This is a genomic window from Bacillus cihuensis, assembly GCF_000504145.1.
GTDB lineage: Bacteria > Bacillota > Bacilli > Bacillales > DSM-1321 > Peribacillus > Peribacillus huizhouensis.
This window is the reverse complement of sequence record NZ_KI632497.1, coordinates 154,105-173,333: the sequence shown is the minus strand read 5'-3', so window position 1 is coordinate 173,333 and position 19,229 is coordinate 154,105. Positions and strand designations below refer to the sequence as shown.

The following is a 19,229-nucleotide window of genomic DNA, read 5'->3' as shown; positions in this document are numbered from 1 at the left end:
GATAGAATGCAACCGATTCAATTACAGATGCAAACAAGACCGAGCGATGAACTGCAACAGAAAGGGAATTTTCATAGTGGACAAATTTTACTAGGGAAATTGACAAAGTTGTTTCCGAATAATCTAGCATCGGTACAGATAGGTTCACAACTGGTTATGGCAACATTGGATGTACCACTTACGGTCGGAGAAAGATATTGGCTTCAAGTGCAACCAGGTGAAGGTCAAGTCCGTTTAAAGCTTCTTGATGCTATTTCTTCTAAAGAAATGGGAAGTAATAAGGTTGCAGAACAGTTATTAACATATCTGTTTATAGGGAATAGCAAAAAAGCCGCAGTACTAGTAGACTATTTTTTGAAAAATCAATTGCCGATTACCAAAGAGACTATAGGGGAGTCACTTGAGTTTGTAAAACATTCTAGCACATTGAATCAAGGTCTTTCCATCATTAAAACGATGCTTGTTCAAGAACTTCCGTTTGTAAATGACGTGTTCATGGCTTTGCACTCTGTCGAAAACGGAAAACCATTGCATCTAATTCTATCAACATTGTTTCAAAACTTACTAACAAATGAAAAAAATACTCCTGCTTCAGTGCAAACAAAAGCACTGCTAGAAACGTTAGTGCGCCCTAAAGAAGAGTTAATCGCATTAACTGGCATGCAAAAAATTCTTTCGCTATGGTTAAAAGCTGAAACACCGGCCAATGTCCGGGAGGGGGCCTATACACTTCTGCAAAGTACTGGGTTGATTCCTAATCATTTATCTGAATCAGAACTACTGTCTGCTTTTCTAGACAAAATCCTACCTTCAGGAAACAACAATGCCGCTGCTGTAGTGAGGGATTGTTTATCGTATCTTTCGAGTCAAGAATTCATTCAGCCTATAGAAACAAATGATATATTAAGCCGATTAAATCAATTATTACGTAATGTTGGAGAAAGGCATAATCAACATATCCCATCATTTACAAAAACACTCCTTTTGGCTGTTCATGCAAATTTTGTAGCGAAGGGCGCAAACAATGGAAACCAAGAACAAAATCCAGTTGTAAAGCTATTAAACAATAATCCAGACATAGTAAAAGAGGCAAGCGGCAAAATCAGTGATCTTCTTCTAAAAACTGCTTCATCTGAACAAATTGTAACGGAGAAAATGGATCCTCAAGCTATTGCTTTAAAATATATTTTACAAAACGAATTTAAAGTAATCGATTTCTCGAATGCAGGCTCGTTATCCTTTGCATTAAAAAAGATCATGTCGACAATGGGATTAGGTTTTGAATATGGCTTAGCAACGGAAAATCAAGTTTCAGATCATCAATTGGAAACGTTAAAACCATTATTAATGAAATTGTTGCAGGATGATCTGCCAGTGGCCGTTAAAAACTTAGCTGAGCAGGCTATTCAACGAATTACAGCTCAGCAAATTTTGGCTCAAGAAAACGGTCCACTTCAACAACTATTATTGCAAATTCCGTTAACAATGGGGACACATCAAACCGATTTAACGATGCAATGGATGGGCAGAAGAAAGAATGATGGTACGATTGATCCGGCATATTGCCGAATTATCTTTTATTTAGAACTGGAATCCCTTGAAGAAACAATCATTGATATGAGCGTTCAAAATCGTGTTATTAATGTTTCAATTATTCATGAACACCCTGATATGCTTGAAGAGCTTGCTACACCATTTATCGCAGTGCTAAAGAAAAATTTAGCAGGAATGGACTATAAGTTATCGAGTATTGTTTTTGATAACGAGACTAAAAAGGCTCAGTTTAAGAAAATGTCCCAAACTTCAATAAAGCTGAACGATACTTATAATGGATTGGATTTACGAATATGAATAATAAACGAAAAGAAGCCATTGCCCTGCAATACGATGGAAAAAAAGGATCAGTTCCTAAAGTACTTGCAAAAGGAAAAGGCAAAATTGCAGAAAACATACTTAAAACGGCTAAGGAGCGAAATATTCCGATTCAAGAAGATCCATCATTAGCAGAGTTACTTGGTAAACTGAATATTAATGAAACGATACCAGAAGAATTATACATGGCGGTTGCAGAAGTGTTTGCATTTGTATATAAGGCGGATAAAGAAGCGGAAAAACAAAAAAATGCATATTCACGTTATGAACAATAAAGTGAAACTTCAATCAGTGGGGGGCTTCATACTACACTGATTGTTAGTCCCGTTCAAGTGTCGCTAATCTCAACACTGATTTGGTAAAACTACCAAAATGAATAACAGATTAAGTACGCCGCGTCCAGCGAGTGGGCCTCAACTAAACCTTTGTAGACAACAAAGGTAAGTTTCACTGAGAATCCTCACTAAACAGGCTTCTAATGGCAGTAATTCCCACCTACGCTTCTTTAATTGAGGTAGGGGGGACTTTAAGTTAATGAGGGATAAAAGTCAGAACTTACACTTCATACACAATAAATTGAACTGTGTATGGTAGTTGTGGGGTCTGACTCTTTTATTTTGGTGAATATGCAAAGAGTTATCGGAATATATTTTGATATAAAACTGTATACTAATTAATTTTTTTACCACGAAATAAGTGAAACTTCAATCAGTGGTTTTTTTTATCCACCGCTGATTGTTAGTCCCGTTCTAGTATCGCTAATATCTCCGCTACCGCGTAGATTAAGCGATACTACGAACCCGAAATAATGAATCACAGACTAAGTGCGCCGCGTCCTGCGGCAACGTCTGTGTGACCCACATCCTGTGGGCCTCAACTAAACCTTTGAAGATCGCAAAGGTAAGTTTCACAGTATCTCACCATTCTGGCTTTTACGGGCAGCTATCCTCCACCTACACTTCTTCGATTCCTCTCAGCCTTGAGGTGGGTCGGATTACTGCCCGTTAAGGAGGGATAAAGGAGGAGTAAGTTCATGAAGTTAAATAAGTTATTAACTGAAAAAAGAAATCCTAATACGATGAATATCGATGAACTTTCAAGTGTTGACATCATTAAACTGATTAATAATGAAGATAAAAAAGTTCCAGTTGCTGTTGAAATTATTCTTCCAGAAATCGCTCAAATGGTTGATGAAATTGTTGATTCCTTCCAAAAAGGTGGAAGGTTAATTTATGTTGGAGCTGGGACAAGTGGAAGGCTAGGTGTACTTGATGCGTCAGAATGTCCGCCAACCTATGGAACTGATCCAAGTCTTGTAGTTGGTCTTATTGCCGGTGGTGTGAGAGCGCTCCAAAATGCAGTAGAAGGGGCGGAAGATGATCAAGAACAAGCGAAAGAAGATATTAGAAGTTTACATGTATCAGAGAAGGACTGTGTGATTGGCATTGCTGCTAGTGGTCGAACACCTTACACAATATCAGCGATGAAACAAGCGAAGGAACTGGGGGCAACTGTGGGCGCTATAATATGCAGTCCTGACTCAGAAATGGGGAGAGTTGCCGATATACCTATGTTTGTAGAAGCGGGACCTGAAGTAATTACTGGTTCGACCAGAATGAAAGCAGGGACAGCTCAAAAGCTAGTATTAAATATGCTTACAACTGCAAGCATGATTAAAATGGATAAAGTGTATAGCAATTTAATGATTGATGTTCAACCAACTAATGAAAAACTTCGTGAACGGGCTAAAGCTATTGTTGCAGAAGCAACAGGTATTTCTATAACAGACGCAGACGATGCTTTACGAAGCTATGGTTCTGTCAAAGCTGCTATTCTAGCCATCGTGACAGGGGTAAAGGGAAAAAGTGTACAAGTAACATTAAATAAACATAATGGAAAATTAAAAGAAGCAATCGAAGAATTAACAAAAAAATAATACTAGTAAAAATTGAACTCTCCAAATACATGTTTTCTTTGTCTACATCATAGACTGAAACAACTCCTAAAAGTTGAAATGGAGTTGAATATTTTTTTGGGAATAAGGGCCAGTGCTTCGCAAAATCAGCTCCACACCTCCATCTTCATAAGGTGATCCGATTTGGGAAACCTGAACCATTTGCATCGTCGGGTGGGAGCAAAGGCTAATGGTTGTTTTTGTGAAAATTTATTTGTCAACGAGTAAAGAAAGTGGGGGAGAGTAATGAGGAAGGAAGAACGATTAGCAAAAGAGATAAGTGAAAAAGTCGGTGGCGATTCAAATATTCGTCAAATTGCGTATTGTATGACGAGACTGCGGTTACAGTTAAACGATACAAGCAAAGTAAACATTACTGAAATTAAAGCGATAGACGGGGTAATGGGAGTAATTGAGGATGAAATGCTGCAGATTGTCATTGGACCAGGATTGGTCAATAAAGTGGCCTTAGAAATGAGTGCGCTTACAGGCCTTGCGGTAGGTGAGTTGAAAGACCAGGAATTTGCTGATTTAGCAACGATAAAGCATAATGAAATCCGCTCGAAAAACAATACCCCTTTTAAAAATTTGCTAAGAAAAATCGGAAATATTTTTATCCCGCTAATCCCTGCTTTAGTTGCTTCAGGTATTATAAATGGAGTAGCGAATTTTGCCAAGAATGCAGGAGTCGATTCTACAGCAACTTGGATGCAGTTATTATTATTTATGGGTGGAGGAATTTTTGCCTATTTAGGTGTACTGGTCGGTTGGAATACGGCAAAAGAATTCGGCGGAACACCAGCACTGGGAGCCATAGCAGGAATCTTTATCTTTAACCCTGCCCTTGCCAATGTAGAATTGTTTGGAGAAATGCTACAACCGGGACGTGGGGGATTATTTACGGTTATCTTTGTAGCTTGGCTAATGGCTGCCACTGAAAAAAGTGTTCGTAAATTCATCCCAAATGCCATTGATATTATTTTTACCCCTTTAATTACGGTCTTATTTGTTGGATTCTTAACGTTATTGTTAATACAGCCAATAGGCGGTTATTTTACAGCTGGAATTACTAATGGAATCAATGCGATTATCGAATATGGTGGAGTATTTGCCGGGTTTATACTTGCAGGTACATTTTTACCGATTGTAATGGTTGGCTTGCATCACGGCTTAACGCCGATTCATATGGAATTAATCTCTAGTACTGGCGTTACAATTCTGCTGCCTATTTTAGCGATGGCTGGTGCTGGCCAAGTAGGTGCGGCAATTGCAATTTTTGTAAAAACGAAAAATAAAAAATTGAAGAATGTTATCAAAGGTGGGTTACCGGTTGGATTTTTAGGTATTGGCGAACCACTACTTTATGGGGTTACCCTGCCGCTAGGACGCCCCTTTTTAACAGCTTGTCTTGGTGGGGCAATGGGCGGAGCCTTCCAAGCATTTGTAAAAACAGCATCAACAGGGATAGGGGTATCAGGTTTATCACTCATTCCCCTAATTGACGGCAAATATTTAATGTATTTTTTAGGCCTTTTGGTTGCATATGCTTTTGGTTTTATTTTCACTTACTTTTTCGGTTTTAAAGAAGAAATGGCTGAACATATTAAGTGATGGAAAGAGGGTCTCCAAAAGAGAGTCAGATCTCGCACTATTTACTCAGTTCATAGTTGTACGTACGTGTAATTTGAACTGTGTATTATGGATGCGTGGTCTGACTCTTTTGTTTGAAATTAAAACGACTAGTATTGGAGGAATATGATGTTAGGATGTTCTGTTTATCTTGGAAATAGAAGTGATGAAGAACAAGAAACGTACCTAAAAGAAATGTCACAGGCTGGATTTCAGTTTATTTTTACCTCTCTGCATATCCTTGAAGATGATAGGACTCATTTTAAAGATTTACTGAAAACTTTAGGTAGGCAGGCACGAACATACAATATGGACTTGGTCGCCGATATTTCCCCTGTTTCTTTTCAGCTCTTAGGATTCACACCCGATACGATCGAAGAAATAAAGACGTGGGGAGTAAATAGATTAAGGCTAGATTATGGATTGGAGCCTATTACAGTTGCTAAACTTTCACATACTATGAAGATTGCGTTAAATGCAAGTACAATTACTCTTGACTTTGTTCAAGATCTACTAAAAGCAAACATCAATTTGAATCAAGTTGAGGCCTGGCATAATTATTATCCACGTATCGAAACAGGACTAGATAAGAATGACTTTATAAAACAAAACATCATGCTTAAGAAATTAGGATTTAAAGTAATGGCATTTGTTCCGGGAGATAAGTTGCTAAGAGGTCCACTTAACGAAGGATTGCCTACACTTGAGCAACATCGTAATGAACCTCCCTTCCAATCTTTTCTTGAGTTAATTCATGAGTGTAATGTTGATAAAGTTGCGATAGGAGACATTTCGCTACAAAAAGATACCCTTTTACAATTTGAGAAAATGGTCGATGGGTCAATTCCGCTAAGAAGTACAATCCATACACAACACCCACCGACAAAATCCATCATCGCTCTTAAACATCATAATCGGATGGATGCTGCAAGAGACGTTATCCGATCAAAAACTTCAAGAACTTATACTGCGAACAAGAATTATATCATTCATCCCGAGAATACGACTGAAAGAGCAATAGGTAGTATAACAATTGATAATGAGCGGTATGGTCGTTATCATGGGGAATTACAGATTGTCAAAAAAAATTTACCAATTAATGAAAAAGTAAATGTAGTGGGACGAGTTATTGAACAAGACATAAATCTATTAAAGTATATAAAATCAGGTCAAGGATTCACAATAATAAACATTTTATTAGATTAGCTATTCTTGGAATAAAAAGAATTGTAGAAAAGTTTTGTACGTTTAAGTAGACAATTAAAATTACATTATATACAATGAAACCGCAGGCTATTTTATCCCATGTGAAAACGCTATATATATTACTTGTTTTCTCTGTTAGCCACAGAGGAATATGAGCCAATTCGATGAAATGGATTAAAAGGAATGTTATTCATTCTAACTTTTTAACATGTACATAAATCGGTATTGGTGTTAAATGGGATTTTAGTTTTGCGTTTTATCATTATAATTGTTTTATAGTTGACAAGGAGGATGGGAAATGAATATCCATGAGTATCAAGGTAAAGAGATCCTCAGACAATACGGGGTATCTGTTCCGAATGGCCGTGTAGCCTTTACTGTTGAGGAAGCAGTTGAAGCTGCAAAAGAATTAGGAACAGATGTTGTTGTTGTGAAAGCTCAAATTCATGCAGGCGGCCGTGGTAAAGCTGGCGGTGTTAAGGTTGCGAAAAATCTTGATGAAGCGCGTACATATGCAGCAGAAATTCTTGGGAAAACACTTATTACTCACCAAACTGGCCCTGAAGGGAAAGAAGTAAAGCGTCTGTTAATTGAGGAAGGTTGCGACATTAAGAAAGAATACTATATAGGTCTTGTATTGGACCGTGATACATCTCGTGTCGTTCTAATGGCTTCAGAAGAAGGCGGAACAGAGATTGAAGAAGTGGCAGAAAAGACGCCTGAAAAAATCTTCAAGGAAGTTATTGATCCAGTAGTAGGTTTAACAGGCTTTCAAGCTAGAAGAATTGCATTTAACATTAATATCCCTAAGGAATTAGTCAATAAAGCTGTAAAGTTCATGTTAGGTCTATATACTGCTTTTGTTGAAAAAGACTGTTCCATTGCAGAAATTAATCCACTAGTCATAACTGGTGATGGAAATGTAATGGCTTTGGACGCAAAAATGAACTTTGATGATAACGCTTTATTCCGTCACAAAGATATATTAGAATACCGTGATCTTGATGAAGAAGATCCAAAAGAAATTGAAGCTTCGAAATATGATTTAAGCTATATTTCTTTGACGGGCAACATCGGTTGCATGGTTAACGGTGCAGGTCTTGCGATGTCTACGATGGATATCATCAAACATTATAGCGGAGACCCAGCAAACTTCCTTGATGTTGGCGGTGGTGCTACTGCGGAAAAGGTAACAGAGGCATTTAAAATTATTTTATCTGACAAAAATGTAAAAGGTATTTTTGTTAACATTTTTGGCGGAATTATGAAATGTGATGTAATTGCTGAAGGAGTAGTTGAAGCTGCGAAACAATTAGGACTTGATGTTCCAGTTGTTGTTCGTCTTGAAGGAACAAACGTTGATTTGGGTAAACAAATTTTAAAAGATTCCGGTTTGAATTTAACACCTGCTGAATCTATGGCAGACGGTGCACAAAAAATCGTATCACTTGTAGGATAAAAGGGCAGGGGGGACCAAAAATGGGCGTATTTATTAATAAAGATACTAAAGTCATTGTTCAAGGTATTACTGGTTCAACGGCTTTATTTCACACAAAACAAATGTTGGAATATGGGACTAAGATTGTCGGTGGAGTAACGCCAGGAAAAGGTGGAACTGAAGTTGAAGGTGTGCCAGTTTTTAACACGGTACTTGAAGCTGTTCGTGCAACTGGTGCCACTGCATCCGTGATTTATGTACCAGCTCCGTTTGCAGCAGATGCAATTCTTGAAGCAACAGATGCAGAATTAGATCTTGCAATCTGTATTACAGAACACATCCCAGTTATGGATATGGTGAAAGTTAAGCGTTATATGGAAGGCAAGAAGACACGCTTAATTGGACCAAACTGTCCAGGCGTTATTACAGCTGATGAATGTAAAATAGGTATTATGCCTGGATACATTCATACAAAAGGTCATGTTGGTGTCGTTTCTCGTTCTGGTACGTTAACGTATGAAGCCGTTCATCAATTGACACAAGCAGGAATTGGCCAAACTTCAGCCGTCGGAATTGGCGGAGATCCAGTTAACGGAACAAACTTCATCGATGTTCTTAAAGCGTTCAATGAAGACCCTGAAACATATGCAGTCATCATGATTGGTGAAATTGGTGGAACAGCTGAAGAAGAAGCTGCTAAATGGGTAGCAGCTAATATGACGAAACCGGTTGTTGGCTTCATTGGTGGACGCACAGCCCCTCCAGGAAAAAGAATGGGACATGCTGGTGCAATCATCTCTGGAGGAAAAGGGACAGCAGATGAAAAAATCCGCGTTATGAATGAATGTGGAATCAAAGTCGCTGAAACTCCATCTGTCATGGGTGAAACACTAATTACTGTCCTAAAAGAAAAGGGCATCTACGAACAATGTAAGACAAATTAATAATCGATAAATTGGACTGCTTCAAAAGCAAGAGATAATATTCCGAAACTACGAATAATACAGTGCGTATGTATGTATGCAATACTGTTTGTAGAGTTCGAGGTAATTCTCTCTTTTGAGGCAGCCATTTATCTCTTCACGATCGTTCCCCTTCGTTAAAAACCGCATTAGGAGTGATCTAATTGGATTTTACTGATAAAATCATACATTTGCACCATTGTCGTGGTGTAGGATGGCAAACCATGAAGAAGATTCTTTTGGCAGACCCCTCACTGAATACTCTTTATACGAATTCCTTTCCCAAATGGCAAAGTATTCTTCCAATTTCTTCAGCAAAACTACAAACTTTTTATCAAGACCTCCATAGCATAAATATTCAAGAAATCATTCAACATTATAAAAATAATGATATTGAAATTGTTACGATAGCGGATGATGATTATCCAAACCTCTTAAAACAAATTTATGATCCTCCCTGGGTTCTTTATTTAAGAGGGGATAGAAGGTTGTTAACCTATGAGCATAGTTTAGGGGTAGTGGGAACGAGAAAACCGTCTGAGTACGGTGTAGCGGCCCTAAAAAGGGTATTGCCACCCCTTCTTAAGAAAGAATATGTCATTATTAGTGGTGTAGCGACAGGAATTGATGCTGCTGCGCATCGAATAGCACTCGATTGCGGAGGAAAGACAATCGGTATTTTAGGAGGTGGCCACTTTCATATGTATCCTGTTAGTAATATTCACTTGGCCACAAATATTATCAAATATGGATTGCTTATTTCAGAAACTCCACCATCTAGACGTCCTGAACCATGGATGTTTCCAGTAAGAAACCGAATTATAAGCGGGCTATCCAAAGGGATTTTTGTTGTTGAAGCAAAGGAAAGAAGTGGTTCTTTAATAACGGCGAAGCACGCATTAGAGCAAGGTCGTGAGGTTTTTGCCCTACCAGGTAACATTACGAGTGATTTATCAGCTGGGTCCAATTTCTTAATTCAAGAAGGAGCTAAGATGGTACTTTCAGCAACGGATATTGACGTAGAGTTCGAAAGATATTAAACCTATTTTCTTCTATTATAATCAGCTGTTATTGGTGCTAAATCTTAGTGAGTGAAAATGAAAAATTTGAATGGAGGAGGACGTCTATTTTCGAGATGTCCTCTGATTTATCGGCATAAACGGGTAGTCCCCTCACCTCAAGGATTAGAGGAATCGATAAAGCGGTAGATGGGGGGGATAACTGCCTAATTTAGTTGCGGATACTAGCCCAACTCAAGATCAAGCGGTAATACTCGTAGCAAACTACTCTACGCCTTATTCCAAATATGTTAGTCGGACTATCACAGGATGTGATGGCGTCTACGGTGCTCACAGGACGTGAGCAATCTTAGGAGACGTTCCTACACCAGTCGTCTTGATTTTTGACTTAAAAGCTCGATTGGTGAGATATAGTGAAACTTGCCGAGAGCTATGCAGAGGTAAAGTTTGCACCCACAGGATGTGGGTTACCCAGACGAAGACAGTAGACCGGGACTAACAATCAGTATGGGATGAAGAAAAGCCTACTGATTGAAGCTACACTTTTTAAAAAAATCTATTTCTTAAAGATAGTTATGTGATTATAATGAAAAACAAGCATAATCATATATTAACGTTGGAAATAACAAAAGTTTAATCTACTAATTTAGAAGTATCACTTGAAAATGTCTATGATTTGAAAAGAAAAATTCAATAAAAATGTTGATAATTTTGTAATGTTGGTATAATTTTGCATCAGGCTGAATATTTCAGAACCATTTATGAAAACGGTTTCTTATATCTGTGATAAAATAAAAAAAATCAAAGAAGATTGACAAATGATTTTTGTATGATTAATAATAGTGAAGATTTATATTACCTCTTGAGGAGGATTTATTGAATGTCAGAATACTTAGTAATAGTGGAATCACCAGCGAAAGCGAAAACAATAGAACGTTATTTAGGAAAGAAATATAAAGTAAGAGCTTCTATGGGACATGTTCGTGATTTGCCGAAGAGTCAAATGGGTGTAGATGTAGAACATGAGTATAACCCGAAATATATTACAATCCGAGGAAAAGGACCAGTATTAAAAGAATTGAAAACAGCTGCAAAAAAAGCGAAGAAAATCTATCTCGCAGCTGACCCCGACAGAGAAGGGGAAGCGATTGCATGGCACTTAGCTCACAGTCTTGGAGTAGATATTGCGTCAGATTGTCGAGTGGTGTTTAATGAAATTACAAAAGAGGCAATTAAAGAATCGTTTAAAACACCTCGTCCAATCAATATGGATTTAGTGGATGCACAACAAGCACGAAGAATCCTTGATCGTTTGGTCGGATATAATATTAGTCCATTATTATGGAAGAAAGTTAAAAAGGGTCTAAGTGCTGGACGTGTTCAATCCGTTGCGGTTCGGATGATCATCGACAGGGAAAAAGAAATCAAGAGCTTTGTACCAGAAGAGTATTGGACAATTAAATCCGATTTTCTAAAAGGTACAGACCAATTCGAAGGATCGTTTTTTAGTAAAGCAGGAGAACGAGTTGAACTGAAGTCAGAACATGATGTTAAACAAATATTGGATGCTATCACCGGAAGTGAATTCAAAATCAATAAGGTGACAAAAAAGGAAAGAAAACGTAATCCCGCAGCTCCATTTACAACATCATCTCTTCAACAAGAAGCTGCGAGAAAGTTGAATTTTCGTGCAAGGAAAACGATGATGTTAGCTCAGCAATTGTATGAAGGGATCGAATTAGGTAAAGGTGGAACGATTGGATTAATCACTTATATGAGAACAGATTCCACTCGTATTTCAGATAGTGCTAAGGAAGAAGTCCGTAGTTTTATTGGTAGTGCATATGGTCAGGAATATATTCTAATGGAAGAACGTAAGGATAAAAAACAAACAAATTCCCAGGATGCACACGAAGCAATCCGGCCGACAAGTGCGCTTAGAGATCCGAGTTCTATTAAAGAATATTTGTCGAGAGACCAATTCCGCCTATATAAATTAATTTGGGAGCGCTTAGTATCTAGTCAGATGGCTTCTGCAGTTATGGATACGATGACAATTGATTTAATCAATACTGATATTATTTTTAGAGCAAATGGTTCCAAAATAAAGTTTCCTGGATTCATGAAAGTATATGTTGAAGGTACAGATGATTCAGTTGAAGAAAAAGAAAATATGTTGCCTGAAGTGAGCGAAGGTGATACGTTTTTCGCAAAAGACATTGAACCGAAACAGCATTTCACCCAGCCGCCGCCAAGGTATACGGAGGCTAGACTTGTAAAAACTCTTGAAGAATTAGGTATAGGTCGCCCTTCCACGTATGCGCCAACTTTAGATACAATTCAAAAAAGAGGGTATGTATCGCTCGATAATAAACGTTTTATTCCTACAGAGCTAGGAGAAATTGTTCTAGAATTAATTATGGAATTCTTTCCGGATGTACTTGACTTGGCATTCACCGCTAAAATGGAACGTGAATTCGATAATATTGAGGCAGGAAATATGGAATGGATCCAAGTAATTGACGAATTTTATAAGGAATTCGAAGTCCATCTAATTAAAGCGGAAGCGGAAATGGAAAAAGTAGAAATCAAGGATGAACCAGCTGGCGAAGACTGTGAGGAATGCGGAAATCCAATGGTATTTAAAATGGGTCGCTATGGGAAATTCATGGCTTGCAGTAATTTTCCAGACTGTCGTAATACAAAACCGATTGTGAAAGAAATCGGTGTCAAATGTCCGAAATGTCATGAAGGTAATATAATTGAAAGAAAAAGTAAAAAACGCCGTCTATTCTATGGGTGTGATCGTTATCCAGAGTGTGACTTTATCTCTTGGGATAAACCACTGCCAAGACCATGTCCGAAATGTGAAGGAACTTTAGTAGAGAAAAAATTGAAAAAAGGCGTACAAGTACAGTGTGTAAACTGTGATTATAAAGAAACACCACAAAATTAGTTCTTAAGGTGAGTGAACAGCTCACCTTTTTAATTTTTTATCCCGTATTAACGGGAAGTAAAACCACTACTGAATGCAGTTTCCTTTATGTGGATTAGAAAGTCTATTTAATAAAATTACACATCATCTAGTTTTTTGTTATAATTGGTGCTTGCTTTCGCTTAATGAAAGAGCAGCTCCTTTTATTAACAAAAATGTAAGTGTATGAGGTATTTATTGGTGAATAATTGGTGATAATGCTTGAAACTTTCATCTTTCCAATATGTAAGGTAAAATGCAATGGACAAGGAGTTTCTGTAGGTTATATAATTTACTATTGCTGATATTAACAGAAACATTTTCACATTGTGAGTGTTTAGGAAAATAAAGCATGATTTACATATACTTGATATTAATATTCATATTTATATGCGGAGGTACGTAGAATGAAAGAAACAGTTGTCAATGTAATCGGGGCTGGATTAGCTGGAAGTGAAGCGGTCTGGCAACTAGCTAATCGTGGAGTTAAAGTTAATCTATACGAAATGCGGCCTGTAAAGCAAACACCTGCCCACCATACAGATAAATTCGCTGAACTTGTTTGCAGTAACTCTTTGCGTGCAAATGGTTTAACAAACGCAGTTGGAGTCTTAAAGGAAGAAATGCGCCAGTTGAATTCAGTCATCATGCTAGCTGCAGATGCATGTGCGGTTCCAGCGGGAGGAGCTTTGGCTGTTGACCGGCATGAATTTGCAGGCAAAGTGACAGAAATGGTGAGAAATCATCCCAATGTTACGGTATTGAATGAAGAAATGACAGAAATACCTGAAGGTCCGACAATCATTGCGACAGGACCTTTAACAAGCCAAGCGCTTTCTACTAAGCTTCAAGAAATAATGGATGAAGAATATTTGTATTTTTACGATGCAGCTGCTCCAATTATTGAAAGAGACAGCATTAATATGGATAAGGTATATTTGAAATCTCGTTATGATAAGGGAGAAGCAGCATACTTGAATTGTCCAATGACTGAAGAAGAATTCAACCGTTTTTATGAAGCACTTATTGCTGCTGAGACCGTTCCACTTAAGGAATTTGAGAAGGAAATATTCTTTGAAGGCTGCATGCCGATTGAAGTAATGGCATCAAGAGGGAAAAAAACGATGTTATTTGGCCCACTTAAGCCTGTAGGTCTTGAAGATCCAAAAACAGGGAAAAGACCTTATGCAGTTATTCAATTACGTCAAGATGATGCAGCTGGAACTCTTTACAATCTTGTCGGTTTTCAGACACATTTAAAATGGGGACCTCAAAAGGAAGTCCTTCAATTAATTCCAGGTCTTGAGAATGCGGAAATTGTACGATATGGCGTTATGCATCGAAATACATTCATCAATTCACCTAAAGTATTAAAACCGACCTATCAATTTAAGAATCGTGAAGATTTATTTTTTGCAGGTCAAATGACAGGGGTTGAAGGATATGTAGAGTCAGCTGCATCCGGACTTGCTGCAGGTATAAATGCTGCGAAAATTGTATTAGGACAAGAGCCTGTTGTATTCCCAGCTGAAACAGCAATCGGTAGCATGGCGAGATATATAACCTCAACCAACGCAAAAACATTTCAGCCGATGAATGCGAATTTTGGGATTTTTCCAGAGCTTGACGAGAAAATTAGAGGGAAAAAAGAACGCAATGAGAAGCATGCATCAAGAGCATTGGAAACAATTCAGAAATTTGTGAAGAATTTGTAAATTTGTTTGCCTCCGATATTAATATGTGATACTATTTAATAGCCTTTGCGAGGTGTACCGAATGTTACAGGCAAATCAAGCTTTATCTTCTTTTATAGAATATTTGCAAATTGAAAAAAACTGTTCACACTATACCATTGAAAGTTATCAACGGGATATCGAAGAATTTGTTTTGTTCATGAATGAACAAGGCATGAACTCGATTGATTCTGTTGAATATTTTGATGCGCGCTTATTTTTGACAAAATTATACGAATGTAATCTTTCCAAAAGATCAGTTGCAAGAAAAACGTCCTGCTTGCGGAGTTTTTATAAATTTTTAATGCGTGAGGGGTTTGTGAAAGAAAACCCCTTTTCCCTTGTATCACTTCCTAAAAAAGATCAAAAGCTACCGCGCTTTTTATACGAAGAAGAGTTGAATCAACTGTTTTTATCACTAGAACTTGATTCACCGATGGGATTGAGAGATGCTGCTTTATTGGAATTGTTATATGCAACTGGGATACGTGTCAGTGAAGGCTGTGATATTAAGCTTCAAGATCTTGATTTTTCACTAGGAACCGTTTTAGTACATGGTAAAGGAAAAAAAGATCGCTATATGCCGTTGGGTCAATATGCCAAAGATGCAATAGCAGCTTACATACATGATGCAAGGGCAAAAGTGATGACTTCACATGCAAAGTCTCATCCCTTTTTGTTAATAAATTTTCGTGGAGATCCACTTACACCAAGAGGGGTGCGTTATATACTAACAGCGATTATTAAAAAAGCTGCACAGAAAATAGAATTGCATCCTCATATGTTAAGGCATTCGTTTGCCACACATCTTTTGAATAATGGAGCGGATTTAAGAACAGTCCAAGAATTATTGGGACATTCTAAAATTTCGTCAACACAAATTTATACACATGTAACAAAAGAACAATTAAGGAAAGTCTACAATGCATCACATCCGCGAGCATAATCGCTTTATAAAGGAGAATCGTTATGGGAGAATTTCATGCAACTACAATTTTTGCTATTGTGCATAAAGGTGAATGTGCCATGTCAGGCGATGGTCAGGTTACACTTGGAAATTCAGTAGTGATGAAGCATACTGCGAGAAAGGTACGTCGACTTTTTAATGGAAAAGTATTAGCTGGTTTTGCTGGTTCTGTTGCGGATGCTTTTACATTATTTGAAATGTTTGAAGCGAAACTTGAAGAATTTAATGGAAATTTACAAAGAGCTTCTGTTGAGTTAGCAAAGCAATGGCGAAGTGACAATATTTTGCGCAAATTAGAAGCGATGCTCATTGTCATGGATCAACATGATTTACTACTTGTTTCGGGTACTGGCGAAGTTATTGAACCTGATGATGGCATTCTTGCCATTGGATCTGGAGGTAACTATGCATTAGCTGCAGGTCGAGCTTTAAAGCAATTCTCAGGTGATCATTTAACTGCAAAGGAAATCGCTCAATCAGCTTTAAATATTGCTGCCGAAATTTGCGTGTTTACCAATACAAATATTATTGTAGAAGAATTGTAAGTGAGAGGAGCTGTGTGATATGGCAAACAAATCGAATTTAACACCGAGACAGATTGTAGAAAAACTTGATCAATACATTGTCGGACAGCGCGATGCAAAACGTGCTGTAGCTGTGGCTCTTCGTAATCGTTATCGCCGCAGCTTATTAAAAGATCAATTACGAGATGAAGTAGTGCCTAAAAACATCCTCATGATTGGCCCTACAGGAGTAGGGAAAACGGAAATTGCTCGAAGAATGGCTAGGATAGTAAGTGCACCTTTTATTAAAGTAGAGGCAACTAAATTTACTGAAGTAGGATACGTCGGTAGAGATGTTGAGTCTATGGTTCGAGATTTGGTTGAAACGTCTGTACGGCTTGTTAAAGAAGAAAAGAAAGAAAGTGTTAAAGAACGGGCAGAAGAAAATGCAAATAACCGCCTGATTGAGTTGCTCGTACCTTCAAGTAAAAAACAATCAAATTTTAAAAATCCGTTAGAAGTATTTTTTGGTGGTGGAACAAATGATTCTTTTGAAGAAGAATCCAAAAATTCTGCCGAAGATTTGAGTCTTCAAGAAAAACGAAAAATTGTGAAAGAAAAGCTTGCGCTCGGTGAACTAGAAAACGAAATAATAACAGTTGAAGTGGAAGAACAGCAAGCATCGATGTTTGATATGCTCCAAGGTTCGGGAATGGAACAAATGGGGATGAATATGCAGGATGCACTAGGCAGTTTAATACCCAAAAAGACTAAAAAGCGAAAATTAAAGGTAAGTGAAGCGAGAATTGTATTAGCAAATGAAGAAGCTGGTAAATTGATTGATATGGATGAAGTAACGCAGGAAGCGGTATTCAGAGCAGAACAAACTGGGATTATCTTCATTGATGAGATTGATAAAATTGCTAGTAAGAAATCTGGTAGTTCCTCTGCGGATGTTTCCAGAGAAGGTGTTCAGCGAGATATTCTCCCAATTGTAGAAGGCTCAACTGTTGTAACGAAATATGGTTCGGTAAAAACCGATCATGTATTATTCATCTCTGCTGGCGCTTTTCATATCGCGAAACCATCAGATTTAATTCCCGAGCTCCAAGGGCGCTTTCCAATTCGTGTAGAGTTGACTAAATTATCTGTTGATGATTTTGTGCGAATTCTTCATGAGCCAGATAATGCACTTATTAAGCAATATATAGCATTATTGGCAACCGAAGGTATAGAAATTGAATTTTCTGACGAAGCTATTCGTAGAATTGCTGAAGTAGCTTTTGAAGTAAATCAAAACACAGACAATATCGGAGCCCGTCGTCTGCATACCATTATGGAAAGACTTCTTGAGGATCTCTCATTTGAAGCTCCAGAAATTACGTTAGAAAAAGTAACGATTACCCCACAATATGTGGAGGAGAAGTTAGGAACGATCGTAAAGAACAAAGATTTAAGTCAATTTATTCTTTAGTCTAGGAATGTATGAAACAAAAGAAATACCAAATAAGAGTGTTTGCTCGATAGTTCTCCTAGATTAAACTATATTTGGACACAATGACTTACTACATTAAAGCAAGGTAATTTAGGAGGAAAACTGTAATGAATTTATTAGAAAAAACAAGAAAAATTAACGCTATGCTGCAAAATGCTGCTGGGCAACCTGTGAATTTTAAAGAAATGGCTGAAAGTTTAAGTGAAGTTATCGAATCGAACGTATATGTTGTAAGCAGAAGAGGGAAGCTTTTAGGATTTGCCATTAACCAGCAAATTGAAAATGATCGATTAAATCAAATGCTAAAAGACAGACAGTTCCCTGAAGAATATACGAAAAGCTTATTCAACTTACAAGAAACATCTTCTAATTTGAATGTAGAAAGTGAATATACAGCATTTCCGATCGAGAACAAAGAACTGTTTGTTAGCGGTTTGACAACAATTGTACCTATTATTGGTGGTGGAGAGCGTCTAGGAACTTTGATTCTTGCTCGTCTTCAAGATAAATTCCATGATGATGATTTAATTTTAGCGGAATATGGAGCTACTGTAATTGGTATGGAAATACTACGTGAAAAAGCAGAAGAAATTGAAGAAGAAGCTCGTAGTAAAGCGATCGTACAAATGGCGATTAGCTCATTATCATATAGCGAATTGGAAGCAATTGAACATATTTTCGAGGAATTAAAAGGTAGTGAAGGACTTCTAGTTGCATCTAAGATAGCGGACCGTGTGGGTATCACTAGATCTGTTATTGTTAATGCATTAAGAAAATTAGAAAGTGCTGGCGTTATTGAATCACGTTCATTAGGAATGAAAGGTACTTATATAAAAGTGCTAAACGATAAATTTTTGTTTGAACTTGAAAAATTAAAAAATAATTAATTGATTAGAGAAATTTTAATAAGTTGAACTAGTTCGTGTTAAGGAAAGTCAAAAATAGTTCCATAATACGAGTGTGTCCCAAAAAGGTCTGACCTCGCACATTAAATCAGTATGTAGTGATCCATACACTACTTTATACTGTATTGAATTGTTGCGGGGTCTGACCTTTTTCTTTTGCGACACTCTTGTATTTATTTCCTATGCTTTTGTTGAATGACTACTGGGGAATAATAGAAGAAAGAAGTATTTAGTTTCTTAGTGGTTGATTTCATTAAGCCCTTTTCATTGTCTATCCTTGTGCCGCTAAAGAGCTTAAAAAGCCTCCCGTATTTAGTTTCAGCCTATCTCAATTCATTTTATGATTTACAATTTCTTATTACATTAATAACAATTCCCCCCTATTCCTGTACGAATTATTCCATTAAAATATAGCTCAATTGCTTCTTATAGAAAATTGGAAACATGATCCAGTATCAATTGGTACACTCCCGATAAAAAAGCGAAAACACGTTTGTCAATAGAAAAGATTAATGTAATAAATTTCAATTATTTCCTTTTAGTGAATGAAATTTATGAAAATAACATATTAA

Annotated in this window: 14 protein-coding genes; all 14 read left to right on the top strand. The window is 37.3% G+C overall.

Annotated elements, in window-relative coordinates; translation table 11 throughout:
* The first annotated feature begins 6 nt into the window (after positions 1-6).
* Positions 7-1,851, top strand: a complete 1,845-nt coding sequence (locus tag V179_RS29250; RefSeq protein WP_051405050.1) for a hypothetical protein — start codon at positions 7-9, stop codon at positions 1,849-1,851.
* Positions 1,848-2,147, top strand: a complete 300-nt coding sequence (locus V179_RS0119045) for an EscU/YscU/HrcU family type III secretion system export apparatus switch protein (protein WP_028392870.1) — start codon at positions 1,848-1,850, stop codon at positions 2,145-2,147. Before V179_RS29250 ends, V179_RS0119045 begins: the two co-directional genes overlap by 4 nt.
* 758 nt (positions 2,148-2,905) lie before the next feature.
* Complete coding sequence (gene murQ / locus V179_RS0119040; protein ID WP_028392869.1) at positions 2,906-3,808, top strand: N-acetylmuramic acid 6-phosphate etherase; 903 nt, start codon at positions 2,906-2,908, stop codon at positions 3,806-3,808.
* Between the two features lie 264 nt (positions 3,809-4,072).
* Positions 4,073-5,437, top strand: coding sequence for a PTS transporter subunit EIIC (locus V179_RS0119035; RefSeq protein WP_028392868.1), 1,365 nt, complete (start codon positions 4,073-4,075; stop codon positions 5,435-5,437).
* A 147-nt stretch (positions 5,438-5,584) separates the two neighbouring features.
* A complete protein-coding gene (locus V179_RS0119030) occupies positions 5,585-6,661 on the top strand; it encodes a DUF871 domain-containing protein (RefSeq protein ID WP_028392867.1) in 1,077 nt (358 codons plus the stop codon).
* Positions 6,662-6,959: 298 nt separating this feature from the next.
* Complete coding sequence (sucC, locus tag V179_RS0119025) at positions 6,960-8,120, top strand: ADP-forming succinate--CoA ligase subunit beta (protein WP_028392866.1); 1,161 nt, start codon at positions 6,960-6,962, stop codon at positions 8,118-8,120.
* 20 nt (positions 8,121-8,140) lie between these two features.
* Positions 8,141-9,043, top strand: coding sequence for a succinate--CoA ligase subunit alpha (sucD, locus tag V179_RS0119020; RefSeq protein ID WP_028392865.1), 903 nt, complete (start codon positions 8,141-8,143; stop codon positions 9,041-9,043).
* A 242-nt stretch (positions 9,044-9,285) separates the two neighbouring features.
* Positions 9,286-10,101, top strand: coding sequence for a DNA-processing protein DprA (dprA, locus tag V179_RS0119015; protein ID WP_051405078.1), 816 nt, complete (start codon positions 9,286-9,288; stop codon positions 10,099-10,101).
* 859 nt (positions 10,102-10,960) lie between these two features.
* On the top strand, positions 10,961-13,036 hold the full coding sequence (gene topA, locus V179_RS0119010) for a type I DNA topoisomerase (RefSeq protein ID WP_028392863.1): 2,076 nt from the start codon (positions 10,961-10,963) through the stop codon (positions 13,034-13,036).
* Between the two features lie 425 nt (positions 13,037-13,461).
* Entirely contained in the window at positions 13,462-14,769 is a 1,308-nt protein-coding gene (gene trmFO / locus V179_RS0119005) for an FADH(2)-oxidizing methylenetetrahydrofolate--tRNA-(uracil(54)-C(5))-methyltransferase TrmFO (protein WP_028392862.1), read from the top strand.
* Between the two features lie 61 nt (positions 14,770-14,830).
* Positions 14,831-15,733, top strand: coding sequence for a tyrosine recombinase XerC (gene xerC / locus V179_RS0119000; protein ID WP_028392861.1), 903 nt, complete (start codon positions 14,831-14,833; stop codon positions 15,731-15,733).
* Positions 15,734-15,756: 23 nt separating this feature from the next.
* Positions 15,757-16,299, top strand: a complete 543-nt coding sequence (gene hslV / locus V179_RS0118995; RefSeq protein ID WP_028392860.1) for an ATP-dependent protease subunit HslV — start codon at positions 15,757-15,759, stop codon at positions 16,297-16,299.
* Between the two features lie 19 nt (positions 16,300-16,318).
* Entirely contained in the window at positions 16,319-17,731 is a 1,413-nt protein-coding gene (gene hslU / locus V179_RS0118990) for an HslU--HslV peptidase ATPase subunit (protein ID WP_028392859.1), read from the top strand.
* A gap of 128 nt (positions 17,732-17,859) precedes the next feature.
* Positions 17,860-18,639, top strand: coding sequence for a GTP-sensing pleiotropic transcriptional regulator CodY (codY, locus tag V179_RS0118985; RefSeq protein ID WP_028392858.1), 780 nt, complete (start codon positions 17,860-17,862; stop codon positions 18,637-18,639).
* Positions 18,640-19,229: the final 590 nt, after the last annotated feature.

Coding starts and splice junctions, on each gene's coding strand:
- V179_RS29250 (WP_051405050.1), top strand. CDS start 7: ATGCAACCGATTCAATTACAGATGCAAACAAGACCGAGCGATGAACTG.
- V179_RS0119045 (WP_028392870.1), top strand. CDS start 1,848: ATGAATAATAAACGAAAAGAAGCCATTGCCCTGCAATACGATGGAAAA.
- murQ (WP_028392869.1), top strand. CDS start 2,906: ATGAAGTTAAATAAGTTATTAACTGAAAAAAGAAATCCTAATACGATG.
- V179_RS0119035 (WP_028392868.1), top strand. CDS start 4,073: ATGAGGAAGGAAGAACGATTAGCAAAAGAGATAAGTGAAAAAGTCGGT.
- V179_RS0119030 (WP_028392867.1), top strand. CDS start 5,585: ATGTTAGGATGTTCTGTTTATCTTGGAAATAGAAGTGATGAAGAACAA.
- sucC (WP_028392866.1), top strand. CDS start 6,960: ATGAATATCCATGAGTATCAAGGTAAAGAGATCCTCAGACAATACGGG.
- sucD (WP_028392865.1), top strand. CDS start 8,141: ATGGGCGTATTTATTAATAAAGATACTAAAGTCATTGTTCAAGGTATT.
- dprA (WP_051405078.1), top strand. CDS start 9,286: ATGAAGAAGATTCTTTTGGCAGACCCCTCACTGAATACTCTTTATACG.
- topA (WP_028392863.1), top strand. CDS start 10,961: ATGTCAGAATACTTAGTAATAGTGGAATCACCAGCGAAAGCGAAAACA.
- trmFO (WP_028392862.1), top strand. CDS start 13,462: ATGAAAGAAACAGTTGTCAATGTAATCGGGGCTGGATTAGCTGGAAGT.
- xerC (WP_028392861.1), top strand. CDS start 14,831: ATGTTACAGGCAAATCAAGCTTTATCTTCTTTTATAGAATATTTGCAA.
- hslV (WP_028392860.1), top strand. CDS start 15,757: ATGGGAGAATTTCATGCAACTACAATTTTTGCTATTGTGCATAAAGGT.
- hslU (WP_028392859.1), top strand. CDS start 16,319: ATGGCAAACAAATCGAATTTAACACCGAGACAGATTGTAGAAAAACTT.
- codY (WP_028392858.1), top strand. CDS start 17,860: ATGAATTTATTAGAAAAAACAAGAAAAATTAACGCTATGCTGCAAAAT.